This window comes from Pseudomonas sp. SWRI18 (assembly GCF_014268345.1).
Classification (GTDB): Bacteria; Pseudomonadota; Gammaproteobacteria; order Pseudomonadales; family Pseudomonadaceae; genus Aquipseudomonas; species Aquipseudomonas cedrina.
Genome location: NZ_JACCQQ010000037.1, coordinates 1 through 20559 on the forward strand (window position 1 = coordinate 1; position 20559 = coordinate 20559).

At 61.4% G+C, this 20559-nt stretch carries 16 protein-coding genes, 4 tRNA genes and 1 pseudogene; 12 read left to right on the forward strand and 9 right to left on the reverse strand.

The genetic code is table 11. The features are described 5' to 3' along the window. Positions 1 to 217 precede the first annotated feature (217 nt). The gene (locus tag H0Z09_RS26015; RefSeq protein WP_186694569.1) at positions 218 to 1252 is read right to left on the reverse strand and encodes a HAMP domain-containing sensor histidine kinase; all 1035 of its coding nucleotides are present in this window, start codon (positions 1250 to 1252) and stop codon (positions 218 to 220) included. Beyond that, on the reverse strand, positions 1252 to 2016 hold the full coding sequence (locus tag H0Z09_RS26020; protein WP_186694571.1) for a response regulator: 765 nt from the start codon (positions 2014 to 2016) through the stop codon (positions 1252 to 1254). Before H0Z09_RS26020 ends, H0Z09_RS26015 begins: the two co-directional genes overlap by 1 nt. 258 nt (positions 2017 to 2274) lie before the next feature. Between H0Z09_RS26020 and pyrF the strand changes: the two genes are divergently transcribed. Further along, positions 2275 to 2973, forward strand: a complete 699-nt coding sequence (gene pyrF / locus H0Z09_RS26025; protein ID WP_186694574.1) for an orotidine-5'-phosphate decarboxylase — start codon at positions 2275 to 2277, stop codon at positions 2971 to 2973. 65 nt (positions 2974 to 3038) lie between these two features. On the opposite strand, the gene H0Z09_RS26030 is transcribed toward pyrF, so the two are convergent. Next, entirely contained in the window at positions 3039 to 4046 is a 1008-nt protein-coding gene (locus tag H0Z09_RS26030; RefSeq protein WP_186694576.1) for an NADP-dependent oxidoreductase, read from the reverse strand. Between the two features lie 227 nt (positions 4047 to 4273). On the opposite strand from H0Z09_RS26030, the gene H0Z09_RS26035 reads away from it, so the two are divergent. From H0Z09_RS26035 to H0Z09_RS26045, 3 genes are all read left to right on the forward strand, one after another. Next, a complete protein-coding gene (locus H0Z09_RS26035; protein WP_186694578.1) occupies positions 4274 to 5035 on the forward strand; it encodes an SDR family oxidoreductase in 762 nt (253 codons plus the stop codon). A 204-nt stretch (positions 5036 to 5239) separates the two neighbouring features. Further along, entirely contained in the window at positions 5240 to 6652 is a 1413-nt protein-coding gene (locus H0Z09_RS26040) for a PLP-dependent aminotransferase family protein (protein WP_186694580.1), read from the forward strand. 113 nt (positions 6653 to 6765) lie between these two features. After that, positions 6766 to 8733 carry a methyl-accepting chemotaxis protein gene (locus tag H0Z09_RS26045; RefSeq protein ID WP_186694582.1) on the forward strand — a complete coding sequence of 656 codons (1968 nt, stop codon included), beginning with the start codon at positions 6766 to 6768 and terminating at the stop codon, positions 8731 to 8733. A gap of 36 nt (positions 8734 to 8769) precedes the next feature. Here the strand turns inward: H0Z09_RS26045 and H0Z09_RS26050 are convergent, their stop codons facing one another. Both H0Z09_RS26050 and H0Z09_RS26055 read right to left on the reverse strand, forming a co-directional pair. Beyond that, positions 8770 to 9582, reverse strand: coding sequence for an alpha/beta fold hydrolase (locus H0Z09_RS26050; RefSeq protein ID WP_186694584.1), 813 nt, complete (start codon positions 9580 to 9582; stop codon positions 8770 to 8772). Between the two features lie 129 nt (positions 9583 to 9711). Then, on the reverse strand, positions 9712 to 10470 hold the full coding sequence (locus H0Z09_RS26055) for a hypothetical protein (RefSeq protein WP_186694616.1): 759 nt from the start codon (positions 10468 to 10470) through the stop codon (positions 9712 to 9714). Positions 10471 to 10841: 371 nt separating this feature from the next. Between H0Z09_RS26055 and H0Z09_RS26060 the strand changes: the two genes are divergently transcribed. The 6 genes and pseudogenes from H0Z09_RS26060 to H0Z09_RS26080 all read left to right on the forward strand — a co-directional run bounded on the left by H0Z09_RS26060 (position 10842) and on the right by H0Z09_RS26080 (position 12211). Next, a tRNA-Glu gene (locus tag H0Z09_RS26060) sits at positions 10842 to 10917 on the forward strand. A 4-nt stretch (positions 10918 to 10921) separates the two neighbouring features. Further along, positions 10922 to 10997: transfer RNA gene (locus tag H0Z09_RS26065), tRNA-Gly, on the forward strand. A 104-nt stretch (positions 10998 to 11101) separates the two neighbouring features. Then, positions 11102 to 11177, forward strand: a tRNA-Glu gene (locus tag H0Z09_RS26070). 3 nt (positions 11178 to 11180) lie between these two features. Then, positions 11181 to 11256, forward strand: a tRNA-Gly gene (locus tag H0Z09_RS26075). 153 nt (positions 11257 to 11409) lie between these two features. After that, positions 11410 to 11529 (forward strand): annotated as a pseudogene (locus H0Z09_RS27430) (Arm DNA-binding domain-containing protein); the annotation flags it as partial. A gap of 127 nt (positions 11530 to 11656) precedes the next feature. Continuing rightward, positions 11657 to 12211, forward strand: a complete 555-nt coding sequence (locus H0Z09_RS26080; RefSeq protein WP_186694586.1) for a hypothetical protein — start codon at positions 11657 to 11659, stop codon at positions 12209 to 12211. Between the two features lie 153 nt (positions 12212 to 12364). On the opposite strand, the gene H0Z09_RS26085 is transcribed toward H0Z09_RS26080, so the two are convergent. Then, complete coding sequence (locus tag H0Z09_RS26085) at positions 12365 to 14104, reverse strand: dipeptidase (RefSeq protein WP_186694588.1); 1740 nt, start codon at positions 14102 to 14104, stop codon at positions 12365 to 12367. Between the two features lie 392 nt (positions 14105 to 14496). On the opposite strand from H0Z09_RS26085, the gene H0Z09_RS26090 reads away from it, so the two are divergent. Further along, a complete protein-coding gene (locus H0Z09_RS26090; RefSeq protein WP_186694590.1) occupies positions 14497 to 15882 on the forward strand; it encodes an MATE family efflux transporter in 1386 nt (461 codons plus the stop codon). Here H0Z09_RS26090 and H0Z09_RS26095 read toward each other — a convergent pair. Continuing rightward, entirely contained in the window at positions 15867 to 16493 is a 627-nt protein-coding gene (locus H0Z09_RS26095; protein ID WP_186694592.1) for an alanyl-tRNA editing protein, read from the reverse strand. The two genes, H0Z09_RS26090 and H0Z09_RS26095, sit on opposite strands and share 16 nt — an antisense overlap. A gap of 89 nt (positions 16494 to 16582) precedes the next feature. Here H0Z09_RS26095 and H0Z09_RS26100 point away from each other — a divergent pair, with 89 nt between their 5' ends. Next, positions 16583 to 17515 carry a LysR family transcriptional regulator gene (locus tag H0Z09_RS26100; RefSeq protein WP_186694594.1) on the forward strand — a complete coding sequence of 311 codons (933 nt, stop codon included), beginning with the start codon at positions 16583 to 16585 and terminating at the stop codon, positions 17513 to 17515. Positions 17516 to 17542: 27 nt separating this feature from the next. On the opposite strand, the gene H0Z09_RS26105 is transcribed toward H0Z09_RS26100, so the two are convergent. Together H0Z09_RS26105 and H0Z09_RS26110 are read right to left on the reverse strand one after the other, a co-directional pair. Next, positions 17543 to 17950, reverse strand: a complete 408-nt coding sequence (locus tag H0Z09_RS26105; protein ID WP_186694597.1) for a PA2817 family protein — start codon at positions 17948 to 17950, stop codon at positions 17543 to 17545. A gap of 75 nt (positions 17951 to 18025) precedes the next feature. Continuing rightward, complete coding sequence (locus tag H0Z09_RS26110; RefSeq protein WP_186694599.1) at positions 18026 to 20473, reverse strand: acyl-CoA dehydrogenase; 2448 nt, start codon at positions 20471 to 20473, stop codon at positions 18026 to 18028. Positions 20474 to 20559: the final 86 nt, after the last annotated feature.

Genomic DNA, 20559 nt, shown 5'->3' on the forward strand with positions numbered 1-20559 from the left:
TAGCGAGGCTGCGAAAGCGGTGGGTCAGGCGACCAAAATGCCAGCAGTGCCGCCGCTTTCGCAGCCTCGCTGGGGCTCGACAGCTCCCACAGGGAGATTGGTCAACTGAAAGTTGTGTAGATACCCATGCTGCGATGGGGGCCTGTCAGCTAGCCGTTTGAAAGCTGACACTCCGCCATCGCAGGCAAGCCAGCACACATGGGGCAGTGTCGATCCATTAGCTACGCGGCAGCCACATGACCGCCGTCAAGCCACCCCCTGGCGTTTCCTCAAGGTCCAACCGACCGCCGAGGCGTTCGGCCGCGTCCTTGGAAATCGTCATGCCCAGGCCCACTCCACCGGAGTTGCGGTTGCGTGAACCTTCCAGCCGGTAGAACGGCTCGAACACCGCTTCACGCTTGTCGGCGGCGATGCCGGGGCCATGGTCGATCACGCGGATGACCAGCGCCTCGCGGCTGTCCACCAGTTCGATGCGCGCCGTGCCGGCATAGCGCAAGGCGTTGTCGATCAGGTTGTTAAGGCATGAACGCAACGCCATCGGTTGCACTTGCAGCGGCGCGCAGCTGCCGGAAAATTGCACATCGCAGCCCTGGTCCTGGGCGTTTTCGCTCATCGACTCCACCAGCGCCTGCACATCCAGCCAATGCCGGGTTTCGCTGGTGCGTTGTTCGTGCAGGTAGCTCAGAGTGGCATCGAGCATACCGATCATGTCGTCCAGGTCCTGGCGCATCTGGCCTTGCAGCCGGGTGTCTTCGATCTGTTCCAGGCGCAGCTTGAGGCGTGACAGGGGGGTGCGCAGGTCATGGGACACTGCGCCGAGCATGCGCGCGCGTTGGCTGACTTGCTCGCGAATGCGCCGTTGCATCAGGTTGAAGGTCGACGCCGCCCGCTGGGCCTCGCGCGGCCCGGACTCGTCGAGGGGCGGGCTGTCCAGGTCCAGGCTCAAGCGCTCGGCGGCTTCACTGAGGCGCTGGATCGGCCGGCTCAGCAGCTTGGCGCCGTACCACGCAGCGATGATCAGCGAGATGAACTGAAACGTCAGCGGCACCAGCGGGCCACCGAACCAGGGGCGGCGATGTGCCTTGGGCTGGGCTGCCATGGACCCGTCAGGCTGTTCCACATAGGCTTCCTGGGGTGGCGGCGGTGGGCCGTAATGGTGAAACCAGATGAATGCCAACACATGGGCCAGCACGATCGCCACCAGCAACACACCGAACAGCCGCCCGAACAGCGTGTTGAACGCGTTGCGCATCAGCCAATATCCCTGGCGTCGAACAGGTAGCCTTCGCCGCGCACGGTCTTGATCAACTGCGGTGCCTTGGGGTCGTCACCGAGTTTTTGCCGCAGGCGCGACACCAGCAGGTCGATGCTGCGATCGAAGGCTTCGATGGAGCGGCCACGGGCGGCATCCAGCAATTGCTCGCGGCTCAGCACCCGGCGCGGGCGTTCGATAAACACCCACAGCAGCCGGAACTCGGCGTTGGACAACGGCACCACCAGGCCACTGTCGGCCACCAGCTGGCGCAGCACGCTGTTGAGCCGCCAGTTGTCGAAGCGGATATTGGCACGCTGTTCACTGCGGTCATCGCGCACGCGGCGCAGGATCGTCTGGATCCGCGCGACCAGCTCACGGGGCTCGAATGGCTTGGACATGTAGTCGTCGGCACCCAGCTCCAGGCCGATGATGCGGTCGGTGGGTTCGCAGCGGGCGGTGAGCATCAGGATCGGGATGTCCGACTCCGCGCGCAGCCAGCGGCACAGCGACAGGCCGTCTTCGCCCGGCAGCATCAGGTCAAGCACGACCACGTCGAAGGTTTCGGCCTGCATGGCCTTGCGCATCGTGGTGCCGTCGGTAACGCCGGTGGCCAGGATGCCGAAGCGTGCCAGGTAGTCGATCAACAATTCGCGGATCGGCACATCGTCGTCGACGATCAGCGCACGGGTGTTCCAGCGCTTGTCATCGGCGATCACTGCGCCTTTTTGCGCGTCGTTCAAAGAGAGGGGAGGGGTTTGCATGATGCGATCGTCTGCCGTGGGGTTGCGGTCAGCATAGGCGCCCAGCCCCATGGCTGGAAGTGCTGGCGGGTGGGTCGTGCGGGGAGCCTAGGTGTGGTGCGTGTTGTGGGCATGTCGTGAATGTATCAGCTCTGAAACAATTGCCTGAGCGGACCGCCGGACGGCGCCTGGTCAGTATTTACCGATCATCGGATCCCGCAACGGCGCTGCTTGCGCTACAATTCGCGCCGATTTCGACTTGCCTGAGAGCCCACGCCAATGTCCGTCTGCCAGACGCCTATCATCGTCGCCCTGGATTACCCCACCCGTGACGCCGCACTGAAGCTGGCTGACCAGTTGGACCCCACGCTTTGCCGGGTCAAGGTCGGCAAGGAACTGTTCACCAGTTGCGCCGCGGGAATCGTCGGCACCCTGCGTGACAAAGGCTTCGAGGTGTTCCTCGACCTGAAATTCCACGATATCCCCAACACCACCGCCATGGCGGTCAAGGCCGCCGCCGAAATGGGCGTGTGGATGGTTAACGTGCACTGCTCCGGCGGCCTGCGCATGATGACCGCGTGCCGTGAAGTGCTGGAACAGCGCAGCGGTCCCAAGCCGTTGCTGATCGGCGTGACCGTGCTGACCAGCATGGAGCGTGAAGACTTGGCCGGTATCGGCCTGGACATCGAGCCCCAGGAGCAAGTATTGCGCCTCGCCGCCCTGGCGCAAAAAGCCGGCCTCGATGGCCTGGTGTGCTCGGCGCTGGAAGCCCAGGCGCTGAAAACCGCGCATCCATCGCTGCAACTGGTGACCCCGGGCATCCGCCCGGCGGGCAGCGCGCTGGATGACCAGCGCCGCATCCTGACCCCACGCCAGGCACTGGACGCGGGCTCGGATTACCTGGTGATCGGTCGTCCGATCAGCCAGGCGGCAGATCCGGCAGCGGCGTTGGCGGCTGTAGTCGCCGAAATCGCCTGAAATCTAAGGTGTACGCTGTAAAAATGTGGGAGCGGGCTTGCTCCCACACTTAGATCTATGTCGTGTCAGCTGACCTTCAGCACCAACTTCCCAAAGTTCTCGCCATTGAACAGCTTCATCAGCGTTTCCGGGAATGTCTCCAGCCCCTCGACGATATCTTCCTTGCTCTTGAGCTTGCCCTGCGCCATCCAGCCGGCCATTTCCTGGCCGGCGGCGGCGAAGTTGGCGGCGTGATCCATCACCACAAACCCCTCCATGCGCGCGCGGTTGACCAGCAGTGACAGATAGTTGGCCGGCCCCTTCACCGCCTCCTTGTTGTTGTACTGGCTGATGGCGCCGCAAATCACCACGCGGGCCTTCAGTGCCAGGCGGCTGAGCACCGCGTCCAGAATGTCGCCGCCGACGTTGTCGAAATACACATCCACGCCCTTGGGGCACTCGCGCTTGAGAGCGGCGGGTACGTCTTCGCTTTTGTAGTCGATGGCGGCATCAAAGCCCAGCTCGTCCACCAGGAACTTGCACTTGTCGGCGCCGCCGGCAATACCGACCACGCGGCAGCCTTTGATCTTGGCGATCTGCCCGGCAATGCTGCCCACGGCGCCGGCCGCGCCGGAGATCACCACGGTTTCACCGGCCTTGGGCGCGCCGGTCTCCAGCAGCGCGAAATAAGCGGTCATGCCGGTCATGCCCAGGGCAGACAAGTAGCGCGGTAACGGCGCCAGTGCAGGGTCGACCTTGTAGAAACTACGCGGCTCGCCTACGAAGTAGTCCTGAACGCCCAAGGCGCCATTGACGTAGTCACCGACCGCGAATTTCGGGTTGTTCGACGCGATCACTTTCCCCACGCCCAGCGCACGCATCACTTCCCCAATGCCGACCGGCGGAATGTAAGACTTGCCTTCATTCATCCAGCCGCGCATGGCCGGATCGAGGGACAGGTATTCATTGCGCACCAGCACCTGGCCGTCCTGGGGCGTGCCCACCGGGACTTCCTGGTAAGTGAAGGTTTCCCGGGTGGCCGCGCCGACCGGGCGCTTGGCGAGGAGGAATTGGCGGTTGGTCTGGGCGGTCATGGCAGGGACTCTTCTGGAAATGAATCTGAAGTGATAGACCCTGAACGCTTCAGGGGCAAGGTTCACCGACGGCGCGAATGCTGGCCGATAGGTGTTGCTGATAGTCAGCCCGTGTGCCTTATCACTGCGATCCATGCAGCCATAACCGGCCTTCTGATAGTGCTGACATGTGCGGCGTGGCGTTGGCTAGACTCGGCCCCCGGTTACATTTCCCACAGGACATCCTTATGAGCATGACGTTTTCCGGCCAGGTTGCCCTGGTGACCGGCGCCGCTGCCGGTATTGGCCGCGCGACCGCGCTGGCGTTCGCCGCCGAAGGCCTGAAAGTGGTGGTCGCGGACCTGGATGCGGCGGGCGGCGAGGGCACCGTTGCCCTGATCCGGCAGGCCGGCGGCGAAGCGCTGTTTGTACGCTGCAACGTCACGCTTGAGGCCGATGTGCAGCAGTTGATGGCTCAGACTGTCGACGCCTATGGCCGCCTGGACTACGCCTTCAATAATGCCGGGATCGAGATCGAGAAAGGCAAGCTGGCCGACGGCAGCCTGGATGAGTTCGACGCGATCATGGGCGTCAACGTCAAGGGCGTGTGGTTGTGCATGAAGTACCAGTTGCCGCTGCTGCTGGCCCAGGGCGGCGGGGCCATCGTCAACACCGCGTCGGTCGCGGGTTTGGGCGCGGCGCCGAAGATGAGCATTTATGCAGCGTCCAAGCATGCGGTGATCGGCCTGACCAAATCGGCAGCCATCGAATATGCGAAAAAGAAAATCCGCGTCAATGCGGTGTGCCCGGCCGTGATCGATACCGATATGTTCCGGCGCGCCTATGAAGCCGATCCGCGCAAAGCCGATTTTGCCGCCGCCATGCACCCGGTCGGGCGCATCGGCAAGGTCGAGGAAATCGCCAGCGCGGTGCTGTATCTGTGCAGCGATGGCGCGGCATTCACCACTGGCCAGGCCTTGGCGGTGGACGGTGGCGCAACGGCGATCTAGGACCTCGCGTCGCCCTTCATTCGAAAAGGTTTGGCAGGGCTGTGGGGCGTTTCCATGGCTGGCAGTGCGCTTTGTCGGAATGTGTATCACTAGGTAAATAACTCAATAAAATCAATACTTTAATAAAACTTGGCGACCGGTTGCCGGGGGCTTCTGTGCTTAACTGTTGAGGGTTGAATAACAAACAGTTGAAGTGAGTGGCGCATGGATTTAGGGATCGATCGACAAGCCCTTGTACCGGTGGTGCAGCAAATCATCAGCGCGGTGGCGCAATGGATTCGCAACAGTGGCGCGAGGCCCGGCACCCGCTTGCCGTCCATCCGGCAGGTGGCTCTCGACAACCTGCTGAGCCAGTCCAGCGTGATCGAGGCGTTCGAGCGGATGGTCGCCCAGGGTTTGCTGGTGTCCAAGCACGGCTCGGGTTTCTGGGTGGCCGAGCCGCCGCCGCCGCAGGAAGGCCAGTGGTACGAAGGCGCGGAGCGGGATTGGGGAGCGTTCGTCGACAATCCGTTGGGTGAGCTGAAACTGGGCTGCGGTTGGTTGCCGGATGCCTGGCGTGAAAGCGATGACATCAGCTACGCGATTCGCGAAGTCAGCCGTACCGACACCGCCGGCCTGTTCAACTACAGCACACCCTTGGGCTTGCCTGCGCTGCGCGAGCAACTGCTCAAGCGCCTGACCCAGGCCCATATCGCCACCGACCTTGATCGTATCCTCACGACCGCAGGCGCCAGCCATGCCCAGGACTTGCTGATACGCACATTACTCAAGCCCGGCGACTGCGTGGTGGTGGAAACGCCGGGGTACGGCAACCTCTACCGGCAACTGGCCTTCCATGGCGTACACCTGTTGCAAGTGCCGCGCACCCGCGGCGGCCCGGACATTGCGGCGCTCGAAGCCCTGTTGCAGCGCCATCGCCCCAAGTGTCTGTTCATCAACAGCCTGTATCACAACCCCACGGGCTCGAGCCTGTGCCGTACCGTGGCCGAGCATGTGCTGGCGCTGGCGCGGCGCGAAAACTTCCTGATCATTGAAGAGGATGTGTTCGGCGACTTGCAACACGCCAGCTGCACGCGGCTTTCGGCATTACCCCACGATGACCGGGTGATCTACGTCGCGAGCTTTTCCAAGACCCTGAGCTCTGCCCTGCGCGTGGGCTACCTGAGTGCGAGCACGGCGATCATTGCGCAATTGGCCAGCCTCAAGACCTTGACCGGGTTCGGCACCTCGCGGTTTGCCGAGGCGGTGGTGGCGACGCTGCTGGCCAACGGCACCTACCGCAAGTGGGTGCAGCGCCTGCGCAAGCGGCTGAATACGCAAATGGCGGCGACGTTGCAGGTGCTGGAGGATGAAGAGTGGGACGTGTTTGTCGCCCCCGCCGGCGGCATGTTCCTGTGGGCGCGGCCAGGGGTGGCGGATCGTTCGCGGCTGCAAGCGTGCGCGCGGCGGCTCGGGGTTTTGTTGTCGCCGGGCGCGCTGTTCAATCCGACGGGCGAACCCAGTGAGTGGCTGCGCATCAATGTGGCGTACGCCGGCGATCAACGGGCCTTGGCGTTGTTCCGCGCAATGGGGCCCGCCAGATCGACCTCGACCATCCTGAAAACGACGAGTGTGTAGCTTTTTGCCATTATTGTGGCGCCGGCGACTTGTGTTCGATGCCCTGTGGTTGCGAATCTGGCCTATGTAAACCGGGCTTGATGGCTTCTGCCATTGCGAGAGGATACAAGGCAATGATTTCGGGCGTGCAACGACAATTCGCCAACCTCGGTATGGCAAAAAAACTGGGCCTGGGTTTTACCCTGGTGCTGCTGTTGACGGCCCTGATCGCGGCCATCGGCGTGTGGTCCCTGCAAACCGTCGGGCAACGGTTCGAGGGGCTCAAGGCCATGTCATCGCTCAACAGTGGCTTGCTCAAGGTGCGCCTGATCGAACAGGACTATGCGCTGCATGCCGACCCCAAGGCCGTCGATGCCCTGCATGAAAGTGTCGATGCCCTGGCTGCCCTCGCGGCCAGCCTCAAGGCCCAGTCGGCGGCCAACGGGCCGGTGATGACCGATGTCGAACTCGCCCTGGCCGCCTACCGCAAGGCGTTCGATGAGTTCGTCGAACTGACCCAGACCAAGGACCTGGCGCTGGAAATGGCCAGTTGGTCAGTGTCCAGCGTCGCCAATAACCTCGACGTCTTGCAGGCCGGGCTGGCCGATGACGGCGCCTACGGCTTGAAGGAAAGCCAAGGCAAGGAGGGCGCCGAATTCATCGAGCAGGCAGGGCAGATCAGCCAGGTCTCACGCCTGATGTTGCAAGCCATGAACGAGGCCCATGTCCGTCTGGACCAGAGCCGCAAGGTGAGCGACGAAGACGCCGCGCAGGGCAAGATCGAGCAGGCCGATCAAGCCCTGGCCCAGGTCGAACAACTGAAAACCACGGTCAAGGACTCGGGCTACCAGACCGTGCTCAACGAAGTCTCCGGGCATATCGCCGCATTCAGCGAAAAGCTGGGCGAGTACACCGACCTGCTGGCGCAGGAAAAACTCGTCTACAAACAACTGCATGAGCGTGCCGACCAGGTCGTCAGCCGGGTCAACCTGGCGTACGACGCCGAAGACCAGTCGATGCAGGCACAGTTGAAGAAAAGCGCGCTGCTGATCATCGGTTCTTCTGCCCTGGCGCTGCTGGTGGGTTTGATTGCGGCATGGTTGATTACCCGATTGATTGTCGCGCCGCTGCGCAGTGTGATTGCCGTGGCCCGGCAGATCGCCGCCGGCGACTTGAGCGGGCGCATGGACGTCAGCCGCCGCGATGAAATCGGCCAATTGATGCAGGCGATGCAGCAGATGGGCAATGGCCTGAGCCAGATGGTCAGCGGGCTGCAGGCCGGCATCGAGCAATTGGCCAGTTCGGCGCAGTCACTGTCCAGCGTCACCGAGCAGACCAATGCCGAAGTCAGCAACCAGAAAGAAGAAACCGAACAGGTTGCCACGGCGATGAACCAGATGACCGCCACCGTGCACGACGTGGCGCGTAACGCCGAAGAGGCCGCGCAAGCAGCGCAGACGGCGGACGACAAAGTCGACAGCGGCCAGCAGGTGGTGCGCCAGAGTTTGCAGCGCATCGAATTGCTGGCCTCCTCCAGCACCCAGGCCAGCGCCAGCATCGAGAGCCTGAGCGCAGAGATCCAGCATATCGGCACCGTGTTGAGCGTGATCAAAAGCGTGGCCGAACAGACCAACCTGCTGGCCCTCAACGCGGCCATCGAAGCGGCCCGTGCCGGCGAACAAGGCCGCGGCTTTGCGGTGGTGGCCGATGAGGTGCGCGCCCTGGCCAAGCGCACCCAGCAATCGACCGAAGAAATCGAGCGTCTGGTCGCTACCTTGCGCAGTGCGGCGCAGTCCTCGGTGCAGCAGATCCAGCAAAGCGGCGAGCTGGTGAAACTGGCGGTGAGCGATGCACTGGAAACCGAAAGTGCCCTGGGCAGCATTGCGGCGGCGGTGTCGTTGATCCAGCAGATGAACCAGCAGATTGCGGCGGCGGCCGAGGAGCAAAGCTCAGTGGCCGAGGAGATCAACCGCAGCGTCACCAGTATCCGCGCCAGTGCCGATCAGTCGGCGCTGAGCATGCAAGGCAACGCGGCGTCGAGTATTCAACTGGCGCAGTTGGGGGCGGAACTCAAGGGCATGGTGGGGCACTTCCGGCTGTGATCGCCGCGCGTACGCAGCGATCCCAGGGCAGGGCGGTCAGGCGTTGTTGGCGAGGAAGGTCAGCAGCGCTTCGTTGACGAAGTCGGGGTTTTCCAGTGCGCTGATATGGCCAGCTTGCGGGACCTGGATCAGGCTGCACCCGATCAAGTCCGCCATTTCCCGGGATTCGGCCGGCGGGCGTGGTTTGTCCTGATCACCGCACATCACCAGCGTGGTGTCGGCGTCCAGGCGCGGCAGTTGGTCCAGCACATCCTCTCGACTGAAGATCAGCCGCCCCAACGGCACCACGCTGTGTACCAGGCGATCGCGGGAAAAGTTCTGCAGGGCCTGGCGGAAATCCTGATACAGCGCCGATTCGCGATCGATATCCGGGCGGAAGAAGATCGGCGCGACCACATCCAGCAACGGCTCGGGAATGGCGCCGGCATCCTCGATCATCTTGAACAGCGAGAAATAGTACTGGCGCGTGGCCTCGGGCTCGGCGCCCAGGTAAGTGTCCATCAGCACCAGGCTGTTGACCCGTTCGGGCGCCATCAATGCCAGGCGCGCGCCCCACATGCCGCCCACCGACAGGCCAACCAGGTTGACCTGCGCGATGTCCAACTGATCCAGCAGCACCAGGGCCTGGCGCGCAAGGTCATCGAGGGAGCGGGTTTGCGTGGGCAGCGGACCTGATTCGCCATGCCCCCACAACTCTGGAACGATCACGCGGTACTGCTGCGACAGGGCTTCGATCTGCGGTGCCCACATGCCACTGTCCCACAGGTAGCTCGAGCCCAGCAGGACGACGGGGCCGGAACCCTGGTCGAGGTAGTGCAGCGGTTGTCCAGCAATGATGGCGACAGGCATGGCGGGCCTCTGACTTCGTGGGAGTAGGGGCACTTTTTTACGCGAGTAACGGGCGGAGGGATAGATCCAAACTGATGGCACTTGCAATGGGCGGGCTCGTCGAATCGTCGACACCGCCCGCCCATTGCATCAATCGTAGATGACTTTCTTTTTCCATTCGGCGTCGGCTTCGACTTCCTTCATGCCCTCGTTCAGTTCGTTGACTTCCTCGGCGGTCTGCTTGCTGTTGGCCAGCACCGTGGAGTTGGCGCGGGCCAGTTGGGCTTCCAGCTGCTGCAGCTGTGCGCTGTAGAGAACGGGCTCCGGTTGTTTGCGCAGGTACTGCGCGCCGCGTTCGAAGGCCAGGCGCGCCTGGCCTGGCTGACCTTGTTGCAGGGCATGCTGGCCGAGATTGTTGAAGAACTCGATATGCAGCAACACCAGGATATGGCGGATTTCCTTGATCCAGTGCTTGGCCTCGTTGGCCGGCAGGAAACCGTCCTGGGCGGCACGGGTGACCTGGCCATGCAAGGCTTCGAGCAGGAAGCGCACGTCCTTGGCCTTGGCTTCGGTCTGGATCGGGGCGGGCGGGTTGTTCACCGGGATCGATTCACCCTGGGCCGCCAGCGCATTCAGCTCGGTGATGCGGGCCTTGATCGGTGCACTGTTCTTGTTGAGGTTCAACAGGCGCTGATTGACGTTGAGCTCAAGGCGGGTCAGCAACAGCTTGAGCCCCGGGGTCATCAACTGGCCAGGGAAGGTCTCGGTGATTTCACCGCAACGGCGCAGGCGATCGTTGAGCTCGATCTCGGTGCGCTTCTTTTCCAGCTTGTTGTTTTCCACCACGTGGTTCATATAGCCAATGGCGATCAGTATTGCGATCCCGGCTATTACCAGCAGGGTGATCATGAGTGGTGTCACCGGTGCGACCTCTTTATAGGGTTTACAGTGTGGAGTGTAGTGACTGGGCGACCCGGCGGATAGAACAGATCGACCAGTTGCCCAGGTAGTTTGCTTCTATATAGTCGGATCTCTCGGATGGATGCACATTGCCATCATTTGCCGCAGCGAACTATAGCGTCTTGTCGGGTGCCAGAATATAGGCGTCAAGACCCGGACAGGCACAATCGCCTCGCAAGCCCGCAAAGCGGGGCGAAGTCATTGATTTAAATAAATTTATCCTTGGGGGTTGACGACCTTTCAATCCATCCATAGAATGCGCGCCACTTACAGCGTAAAGCACACAGCGAAACGCGGTAGGGAGTGAATGTTGTACGTGTGTCCCCTTCGTCTAGTGGCCTAGGACACCGCCCTTTCACGGCGGTAACAGGGGTTCGAGTCCCCTAGGGGACGCCAATATGCGGGAATAGCTCAGTTGGTAGAGCACGACCTTGCCAAGGTCGGGGTCGCGAGTTCGAGTCTCGTTTCCCGCTCCAAGTTTAAGCAGTGTGGCTCTCGGGCGGCACTGAGTGAAACCAGGGCATAATCTTCGGATTTAATCCTTGGGCACTGGGATACACACCATGTGTTCCAGTAGCGTGTCCCCTTCGTCTAGTGGCCTAGGACACCGCCCTTTCACGGCGGTAACAGGGGTTCGAGTCCCCTAGGGGACGCCATTTGCGGGAATAGCTCAGTTGGTAGAGCACGACCTTGCCAAGGTCGGGGTCGCGAGTTCGAGTCTCGTTTCCCGCTCCAAATATTAATCTACAGACTTCCATTGGCGTCTGTAGATCGTTGAAAAGAGGAGCTTCGGCTCCTTTTTTCATTCCAGCCAAAGCCACGGACATCCACCGACAGCCAGCGTTTTTGAGGCCAGTCGAGGCCAAGGAACGCGGGTGGTGCCGGTAATCGTGGCATCTGCGCTACTACTGGCTCCGCGCGCAAAAGCGCATCTCCCTGGGCACCTATTCTGAGATCGATCTGCGTGATGCACGCACCTTGCGTGATGAAGCGCGGGCGCTCCTGGCTGACCGCAAATATAAGCGGCACGCTGCGGCTGTGAACAACATCCTGGGCAAGTGAGCAAGCAAGTGAGCTAGGCTGTTCGCACGACAGGCCGTCGGTATTCGACGGCCTGAAAACAAAGGCGCTATCAATGTCGAAGCATTTGCTGTTGGGCTGGACCCGTTCCTTGTGCGTGCTTATAGCCTTGAGCGGCGCGGCCACCATGGCCGTTGCTGCCCAGCCTGAACAAACCGCTACGGCGGCATCGGACACGCAATCGGTGTCCCTGGTAGACGGCAAGCTGAAGTTCGTGCTCAAAGGTGTCGAGGCCCGTACCTTGAACAGCGAGAACGGCGGCACGATGTACTTCGATCCGAAAAGCGAGCGGGCCATCATCGTTACCGAAGGCCCGGCGCCGACCGTGGGCACCGCTCCGGACGCTGCGTTTCGTCTTGCAGTGGATACCGTGAAGGAAAAGCAGCAGGCAGCGTCACCCAACTTTCGCATGACTGGCGAGAAGACCATTCAAGTGAACGGCTTGAAGGTGTACCGCCTGGATGGCACTGACGATTTCAACGGCCTGAAACTGCTGGTGGCCTCGTTGATGACGATGAACGATCAGAAGATCACCGTCATCGAAGTGATGTCCAGTGTAAACGACCCGGCCGGCCATACCGCTGCGTTGAAAAACATTCTGGGCAAGTAAACCGTGGGTTTGCGGAGGGTAGGCTGCATTGAAGGCTACTTAGTCAGGCGATAGGAATTGATGCATGCCTCGTTTCCCGTTCCATATTCAACAAAAACGCCGATCAGAGATGATCGGCGTTTTTGTTTGCGTGCGATTTATGCGAGCTGAAAATCAGAGCTTCGGCAGCTGCCCGATGCGTCCCATCATTTCAGTCACGATCTGCAAGTCCAGCAGAAACTGGTCGACCGTCTTGAACTCGTTGTCGGTGTGCCCGGTGTATTTCACTTCCGGCCGCGCCAGGCCGAATTGCACGCCGTTGGGCAGTTCGTGCACCGAAGTTGCGCCGGCCGACGTGCCAAACTTATGTTCCATGCCCAGGTTCTCGCTGGCCACCGCCAACAGGGCCTTGACCCATTCACCTTCCGGGTTGCGGTACATCGGCTCGGCCACGGAGTAGGTGAAGTCCACGTTGACCTTGGATTGCTTGTCCCAGGCGCTCAGCTTGTCGGCAATTTCGGCTTTCAGTTTCTCCGGCGACTTGCCCTTCGGCACGCGCAGGTTCACCGCCAGCTTGAAGGCTTTGTCATCCAGGCCGACAAAGGTCAACGAGGTGGTCAGTGGCCCCATGAACGCATCGGAGAAGCCCACGCCCAGTTTACCGCCCAGGTAATCCAGGCCCCAATTGTCGGACGCATAACGCGCGGCGTCGGTGATGTGGTTGTGCTTGAGGGCGATCTTGCCGTCGACGCTGTGGATCAGCTCCAGCATGCGCGCGACCGGGTTCACCCCGGATTCGGGTTCCGACGAGTGTGCGGACACGCCGGTGACGGTCAGCTTGACGTCTTTGCCGTCGACTTTAGCCACAACTTCGAAATCGCCACCGTTGCGCTTGGCGTATTCGATGCCGGCTTTTTGAAGGCTGGCGGCCAACTGCGCAGGCTGGTCGCTCACAAACGTAGCCACCGACGCCGAAGGAATCTGATTGGTCGCCATGCCGCCAGTCATCGAGATGATTTGTGCGCCTTTGCCTTCACCCTGGCGCCGCGGGAAGGTGGCCATCACTGTGCCGTAGCCTTTTTCGGCAATCACCACCGGGTAGCCGCCATCCAGCGCAAGGTTGTATTGCGGTGTCGGGTTCTTTTCGAAGTAATAGGGAATCGCGTCGCCGGAGGTTTCTTCGGTGGTGTCCACCAGCAGCTTGAAATTGCGCGCCAGCGGCAGCTTTTCTTCCTTGATCACCTTCATGGCATACATGGCCACCACGATGCCGTTCTTGTCATCTTCGGTACCACGGCCATACATGCGATCGCCGATCAGCGTGACCTTGAACGGATCGAGCTTGGTGCCATCTTTCAGCACCCAGTTCTCCGGCGTCACCGGCACCACGTCAGCATGGGCGTGGATACCGACCACTTCGTCGCCGCTGCCTTCCAGGGTGATTTCGTACACACGGTTATCAATGTTGCGGAAATTCAGGTTGAAGGCCTTTGCCAGCGCCTGGATTTTGCCGGCGATCTTGATGAATTCCGGATTCTTGTACTGCGGCACGCCGTCGACGTTAAACGTCGGGATCTCCACCAACTCGCGCAGGGTGTCGGTGGCCGCCTTGCCGTACTTCACTCGGGTATAGATGCCCAGTAGGCGATTGATCTCGTTCTGTTGTTCGGCGCTCAGGGCTTTGTCGGCGAGGAAGGCACTGATTGCCGGGCCGACATCGTTGGTCTTGCCTAGGTCACCCTCGACCAAGGCGCCGAGAAAACCGCGAAAATCGGTGACGGAGCTTTCGTTGAATTGCTTGAGGATTGCCGTGCTCTGGTCCGGGGTGATATTGGCGGAAGCGGGGCTGGTGATGGCCGAAAGGCTCGCCGCGAGCAGGATGGCGGTAGCCAGGTGCTTGAGTGGAAAGTGCATGGAGAGACGCATTCCTTTGCAAGTGAGTTGGAAAATTTCTGATCGAAATGTCAGAAACAATTTCACACATTAACACCGCACAGGAGAGGGTAGGGAGCGTTGAATGAGTGAAATATCCTACGTCGATAAGAATGCGTCCGGTGCAAAAGAGGCTAGCTGCCAATTTCAAAAGAACAACGTGACGCCGTGGGTTTTCGGTCAATGCCCTGCCTTGGACAGCGCCTGACGGTTTCGATGGCGGTGCGCAATAAGCCCTGCAGTGGTGCGGGGCAGGCGCGATTAAGCTTTAAGGGATATTTCCTTGCGTGCAATCGGAAACCTCTGACTTGTCGGGTGCATGAGGGGCATTGATAAATGCACGCCTCTTAGCGCTTCAAGGAAATCTGGTTTTTATGTCCGCCAATCGTAGTCCGTTTAACCGTGCGAATTTTCAGGAAATCAATGCCACGGCCAGGTTGGCGTTACCGCTATTGGTGGGGCATGTGTCGGTGGGGCTGATTGCCCTGGTCGACAATGTCATTGCCGGCCATCACGGCACGGTCACTCTCGCGGCGGTGACCTTGGGCACTGCGCTCTTGTGGTTGCCGATGCTGGTGCCCATCGGCACGTTGATCGCGCTGACTGCCCAGGTGGCGAAGTTGTCAGGCGCGGGGCGGGAGTCCGAAATAGGCGCCGTATTCCGCCAGGCGCTGTGGCTGGCGCTGGGAATGGGCGGGCTGATGTTCCTGTTTCTCAGCCTGGCCCGGTACTGGCTTGAGGCAGCCGGTATTGCCGCTGATGTCATACCGCAGACGCAAGCGTTCCTGTCCGCAGTGCGCTGGGGAAGCCCAGCCCTGACCCTGTTTTTTTGCATGCGCTATTTGAGTGAGGGCATGCGTTGGATGCGCCCGACCATGGTGTTCGGCTTCGGCGGGTTGTGCGTGCTGGTGCCGCTGGGGTATGGCTTGACCCACGGTAGATGGGGGTTTCCTGAACTGGGCGCGCAAGGACTGGGCATCGCGTCGGCAAGCATGATGTGGCTGCAAGCGATCCTCTTTGCGTTCTATTTGTGCAGCACGACCCGGTTTACGCACCTGCGTCTGTTTGAGTATTTTGAGTGGCCAAACTTGGCGCAATTACGTGGTTTGTTGAGTGTCGGATTGCCAATAGGCGTTGCGATACTGATGCAAGGCGGCCTGTTTATTGCGACTACGTTATTGATCGGTCAATTAGGCGCGGTGTCCCTTGCGGCGCATCAGATTGCCGTCAACGTGGCGCAGGTCTGTTTCATGGTTCCGGTGGCAGTGGCCGAAGCGACGACTGTTCGAGTAGGGCACGCGCTTGGGCTTGGAGATCGCACGGGTATTCGGCGCGCTGCGAGTGCGGGTTACGTGATTGTCTGTATGACTCAACTGCTTTCTGCGAGCGTTTTGCTGTTTGCCCATGGGGCGATCGCACAGTTGTACACCCAAGATGTCGCGGTCATCGCGCTGGCTTCGACGCTTTTGCTGTATGCCGCACTGTTGCAACTGCCTGATGGCTTGCAAATGCTCGCATCCGGGGCGCTGCGAGGGCTGCAAGACACCCGGCTGCCGATGATGATCGCGGTGGCGTCTTACTGGGGAATCGGCATGCCCCTGGGTGTTTGGTTGGGCTTGGGACTGGGCTGGGGGCCGCAAGGGATGTGGGTCGGCCTGATCACCGCGCTCAGTGTTGCAATGGTACTGATGGGCTGGCGTCTTCACCGCAGAAGCCGTCTTCCCGCAGCTGCTGGTTCATCGCCTCAATCGCAGCGATAGCGCACCGACAGCGCGCCTTTTTTCTCCGACAGCGCCAGGATGGTCACCCGGCCCAGCTCGCCCAATCTCTGCACATGAGTACCACCGCAGGCATACGCGGGCAGTTGGCCGAAGCCGACTTCGCGGGTGCCGTCTTCCAGGTTCATATGGCGTGGATAGTCCGCAGCGATCCATTGGTCGAGCTGTTGCTGGAGCGCCTCGGCCTCCATGGCTTGCGCCGCCTCGCCACGGATAAAGGTGATCTTGCCTTCGCCTGGCCAGTGATGGGCCTTGATCGGCATCCAACCCAGGGACTCGCCGGCGTTGCCGATCAAATGGCCGGCCGAATGCAGCCGGGTGTGCAACGCGCGGCGCTGTTCATCGACCTGCGCGGTGACCAGGCCCGGCGCCAATGGCCGGTCAACGTAGTGCACCACTCGGTCGGCTTCCTGGACGACGCGCAGCACGGTGCTTGCACCGAGCCAACCGGTGTCGAAGGGTTGCCCGCCGCCCTGCGGATGGAAAATCGTCGACTGCAGGATGACCGCAAACTGCTGCTCGTGAGGGCTGCAACTCAGCACCTCAAGCTCTGCCGTCAGGTGGTCGTGGGTGAAAAACAGGCGTTCGGTCATTATGTACATCCGCATCAGGGGTCTGCGGGCAGTATAAGTTGTGCGTGAATGGGCGATAATCCACCCATCTACCAATGGACCTGTGCACCATGAGCATCAATCTACCGTTACCACTGCTGGGCGAGATGGCGATTTTCGTCAAGGTGGTGGAAGCCGGCAGTTTCTCTGAAGCCGCCCGGCAGATGGGCGCTTCGCCTTCCTCGGTGAGCCGCAGTATCTCGCGCCTGGAAAAAGCCCTGGCGATGCGTTTGCTGCAGCGCACGACGCGCAAGTTGCGCTTGAGCGAAGGCGGTGAAGAGGTGTTCACGCGTTGCCGGGAAATGATCAACGCGGCGCGCTCGGTGATGGAGATCAGCGGCCAGTTCACCCATGAAGCCGAAGGGCTGGTGCGGGTCAGCGTGCCCAAGGCGGTGGGGCGGTTCGTGGTGCACCCGCATATGCCGGAGTTCCTGCGGCGCTATCCCAAGGTGGATGTGCAGTTGATCCTTGAGGATCGGCAGGTGGACCTGATCGATGGCAATGTCGACCTGAGTATCCGAATCACCGACAGCCCGCCGCCGGGGTTGGTTGGCCGGCAGTTGTTGCCCATCGAGCATCTGCTGTGTGCAACGCCGGAATATCTGGCCGAGCATGGTACGCCGGACCATCCCCATGATCTGCTGGAGCACAGTTGCATCTACCTGGGGGAAACACCCGGCGACTCGCGCTGGAAATTCCGTCAGGCCGGCAAGTCGGTGACAGTAGCTGTGCGCGGGCGGTATGCGGCAAACCACACCGGGGTGCGGCTGGACGCGGTGTTGCAGCATGTGGGCATTGGTAGCTTGCCGTATTTCACGGCGCGTCATGCGTTGGAGGCGGGGCGGTTGGTGCAAGTGCTACCGGCGTGGGACTTTATTGCGTCCTACCATGGCGAGGCGTGGTTGCTGCATTCGCCCACGCGCTATTTGCCGCCGAAGTTGCGGGTGTTTATTGATTATCTGGTGGAGTGCATGGCGAAAGAACCGACACTGCGCCGTCGGTAGGTGTGTGGGAGCTGGCTCCCACAGGTATCAGTGCTTGCTCTGGTCTTGCGGCATCGCCAGCAGCTGCTTTTCCTGGTTCCAGTCGAACGGTTCGTCGTTCAGCTCGGCCTCATGGCGGCGCTCTTCCAGGGCCTGGTACAGGTCCAGTTCTTCGTCCGGCATGAAGTGCAGGCAGTCACCGCCAAAGAACCACAGCAGGTCGCGCGGCACCAGGTGGGCAATTTGCGGGTAGCGCAGGATGACCTGGCTCATGATGTCCTGGCCCAGGTATTGGCTTTCGATCGGATCGATCGGCAGCAGGGCGCGCAATTCGTCGAAGCGCTCCAGGAACAGGGTGTGGCTTTCCTCGGGTACCTGTTCGGCTTCGCCGACGGCAACCAGGATGCTGCGCAAGTGGTCGAGCAAGACGAGATGATCGGCAACGACGTTGGACACGAGATAAGTCCTCTAAAGCAAAAACGGGCGCGAGAGTATATAGCTCTCGCGCCCGTATTTATATGACCGCTCGACTCAGCGGACTTTACCCTCAGCCTGGGCCAGCTCTTCCTTGCTGAAATCGTCCACATCAATAACCTTGCGCCGTGCAGCTTCGGCCTCACGCAGGGTCTGCGCCTCGGCCGGTTGCAGCACCCCGGCATGCAGCGCGGCATCGATGGCGTGCTCCCCGGCAGTCGGTTTGACTTGGCCGCTCTTGAGTGCGGCGTGCAGTTTCTTCTGCAGAGGATGGCTGGCGCCGAGCAGGTCGTAGGCCTGTTGCAAGGCGCCAACCGGATCTTGCGCCGATTGCGGGCGGTAGCAGCCGGCCAGCAACTCTTCCAGGGTCGGGTCGCCTTTGGCGCGGCCGATCACTGCGGCCACTTCGGCATCCAGCGCATCGGACGGCCCGGTGTGGCGACGGCCGAACGGGAACACGATGACCCGCAACAGGCAGCCCAGGACTTTATTCGGGAAGTTGCTCAGCAATTCATCCAGCGCACGTTCCGATTGACCGAGGCTTTCTTCCATGGCCCAGGCGAACAGCGGTTCCAGGTGGTCCGGCGAATCGAGGTCGTGATAACGCTTGAGTGCCGCCGACGCCAGGTACATATGGCTCAGCACATCGCCCAGGCGTGCCGACAGGCGTTCGCGGCGCTTCAACTCGCCACCCAGCAGCATCATGCTCAGGTCGGCCAACAGCGCAAAGGCGGCAGCCTGGCGGTTGAGCGCGCGGAAGTAGCCCTGGCTCAAGCGGTTGCCCGGGGCTTTCTCGAAGCGACCCACGCCAAGGTTCAGCACCAGGGTGCTGGCGGCGTTGCTTACGGCGAAACCGATATGCTGCATCAACAGGCCATCGAATTCCTTGAGCGCCTGGTCGTGGTCTTCGCGACCGGCCAGGGCCATTTCCTTGAGCACGAACGGATGGCAACGAATGGCACCCTGGCCGAAGATCATCAGGTTGCGCGAGAGGATGTTCGCGCCTTCCACCGTGATGAAGATCGGCGCGCCTTGCCAACTGCGGCCCAGGTAGTTGTTCGGGCCCATGATGATGCCCTTGCCACCGTGCACGTCCATGGCGTGGCTGATGCACTCGCGGCCACGTTCGGTGAGGTGGTACTTGAGGATCGCCGACAGCACCGAAGGTTTTTCCCCCAGGTCCACGGCATTGGCGGTGAGCATGCGCGCGCTGTCCATCAGCCAGGCGTTGCCGCCGATGCGCGCCAGGGCTTCCTGGATACCCTCGAAGGCGGACAGTGGCACGTTGAACTGTTCGCGCACCTGGGCGTATTGGCCGGTGACCAGGCTGGTGAACTTGGCCGCGCCAGTGCCCACGGCGGGCAGGGAAATCGAACGGCCCACCGACAGGCAGTTCATCAACATCATCCAGCCTTTGCCGAGCATCTCCTGGCCGCCGATCAGGTATTGCAGCGGAATGAACACATCCTTGCCGGAATTGGGACCGTTCATGAAAGCGGCGCCGAGAGGCAGGTGGCGGCGGCCGATTTCCACGCCGGGGGTGTCGGTCGGAATCAGTGCCAGGCTGATGCCCAGGTCTTCCTCTTCACCCAGTAGGTGGTCCGGGTCGTAGGCCTTGAACGCCAGCCCCAGCAGGGTCGCGACCGGGCCGAGGGTGATATAGCGTTTTTCCCAATTCAAACGCAGGCCGAGGGTTTCCTTGCCTTCCCATTCGCCTTTGCAGATCACGCCGGTATCGGGCATCGCGCCCGCATCGGAACCCGCCAGCGGGCCGGTCAATGCGAAGCACGGGATGTCATCGCCGCGCGCCAGGCGCGGCAGGTAGTGGTTGCGTTGTTCGTCGGTGCCGTAGTGCAGCAGCAGTTCGGCCGGGCCCAGTGAGTTGGGCACCATCACAGTGGACGCCAGGTCACCGCTGCGGGTAGCGAGTTTCATCGCGACCTGGGAGTGGGCATAGGCGGAGAAACCCTTGCCGCCATATTCCTTGGGAATGATCAGGGCAAAGAAACCGTGGGTCTTGATGTGCTCCCAGGCGGCGGGCGGCAGGTCCATGGCCTGGCCGATCTCCCAGTCGCTGACCATGGCGCAGAGTTCTTCGGTAGGGCCGTCGATGAAGGCCTGTTCCTCTTCGGTCAGCTGCACCTTGGGGTAGGCCAGCAGTTTGTCCCAGTCGGGGCGACCGCTGAACAGTTCGCCGTCCCACCATACGGTGCCGGCGTCGATGGCATCGCGCTCGGTCTCGGACATCGGCGGCAGGACTTTCTGGAACCAGCTGAACAGCGGCCTGGTGAAGTATTGGCGGCGTAGATCAGGCAGCAGCAACGGCGCGGCGACCAGTGCGATCAGCACCCAGAAAACCAGCAGCAGCCAACCCGGTGCGTGGCTCCAGGCCCCCATCGCCAGCAGGTAGACGGCGACCACGCCCAGGGCGGGCAGGGGCGCGACGCGGCGGTGTGCGAGGTAGGCGATGCCGACCACCAGAACCAGTATCCACAACAACAGCATATTCAATCCTCCGTGAAACCAGGGGCGAAACCACCAGGGAGCTTAGTCGGCATCCGAACAAGCGGGGTGATCAGGGTGTTACAAGT

Coding starts and splice junctions, on each gene's coding strand:
- H0Z09_RS26015 (WP_186694569.1), bottom strand. CDS start 1,252: ATGCGCAACGCGTTCAACACGCTGTTCGGGCGGCTGTTCGGTGTGTTG.
- H0Z09_RS26020 (WP_186694571.1), bottom strand. CDS start 2,016: ATGCAAACCCCTCCCCTCTCTTTGAACGACGCGCAAAAAGGCGCAGTG.
- pyrF (WP_186694574.1), top strand. CDS start 2,275: ATGTCCGTCTGCCAGACGCCTATCATCGTCGCCCTGGATTACCCCACC.
- H0Z09_RS26030 (WP_186694576.1), bottom strand. CDS start 4,046: ATGACCGCCCAGACCAACCGCCAATTCCTCCTCGCCAAGCGCCCGGTC.
- H0Z09_RS26035 (WP_186694578.1), top strand. CDS start 4,274: ATGAGCATGACGTTTTCCGGCCAGGTTGCCCTGGTGACCGGCGCCGCT.
- H0Z09_RS26040 (WP_186694580.1), top strand. CDS start 5,240: ATGGATTTAGGGATCGATCGACAAGCCCTTGTACCGGTGGTGCAGCAA.
- H0Z09_RS26045 (WP_186694582.1), top strand. CDS start 6,766: ATGATTTCGGGCGTGCAACGACAATTCGCCAACCTCGGTATGGCAAAA.
- H0Z09_RS26050 (WP_186694584.1), bottom strand. CDS start 9,582: ATGCCTGTCGCCATCATTGCTGGACAACCGCTGCACTACCTCGACCAG.
- H0Z09_RS26055 (WP_186694616.1), bottom strand. CDS start 10,470: ATGATCACCCTGCTGGTAATAGCCGGGATCGCAATACTGATCGCCATT.
- H0Z09_RS26080 (WP_186694586.1), top strand. CDS start 11,657: ATGTCGAAGCATTTGCTGTTGGGCTGGACCCGTTCCTTGTGCGTGCTT.
- H0Z09_RS26085 (WP_186694588.1), bottom strand. CDS start 14,104: ATGCACTTTCCACTCAAGCACCTGGCTACCGCCATCCTGCTCGCGGCG.
- H0Z09_RS26090 (WP_186694590.1), top strand. CDS start 14,497: ATGTCCGCCAATCGTAGTCCGTTTAACCGTGCGAATTTTCAGGAAATC.
- H0Z09_RS26095 (WP_186694592.1), bottom strand. CDS start 16,493: ATGACCGAACGCCTGTTTTTCACCCACGACCACCTGACGGCAGAGCTT.
- H0Z09_RS26100 (WP_186694594.1), top strand. CDS start 16,583: ATGAGCATCAATCTACCGTTACCACTGCTGGGCGAGATGGCGATTTTC.
- H0Z09_RS26110 (WP_186694599.1), bottom strand. CDS start 20,473: ATGCTGTTGTTGTGGATACTGGTTCTGGTGGTCGGCATCGCCTACCTC.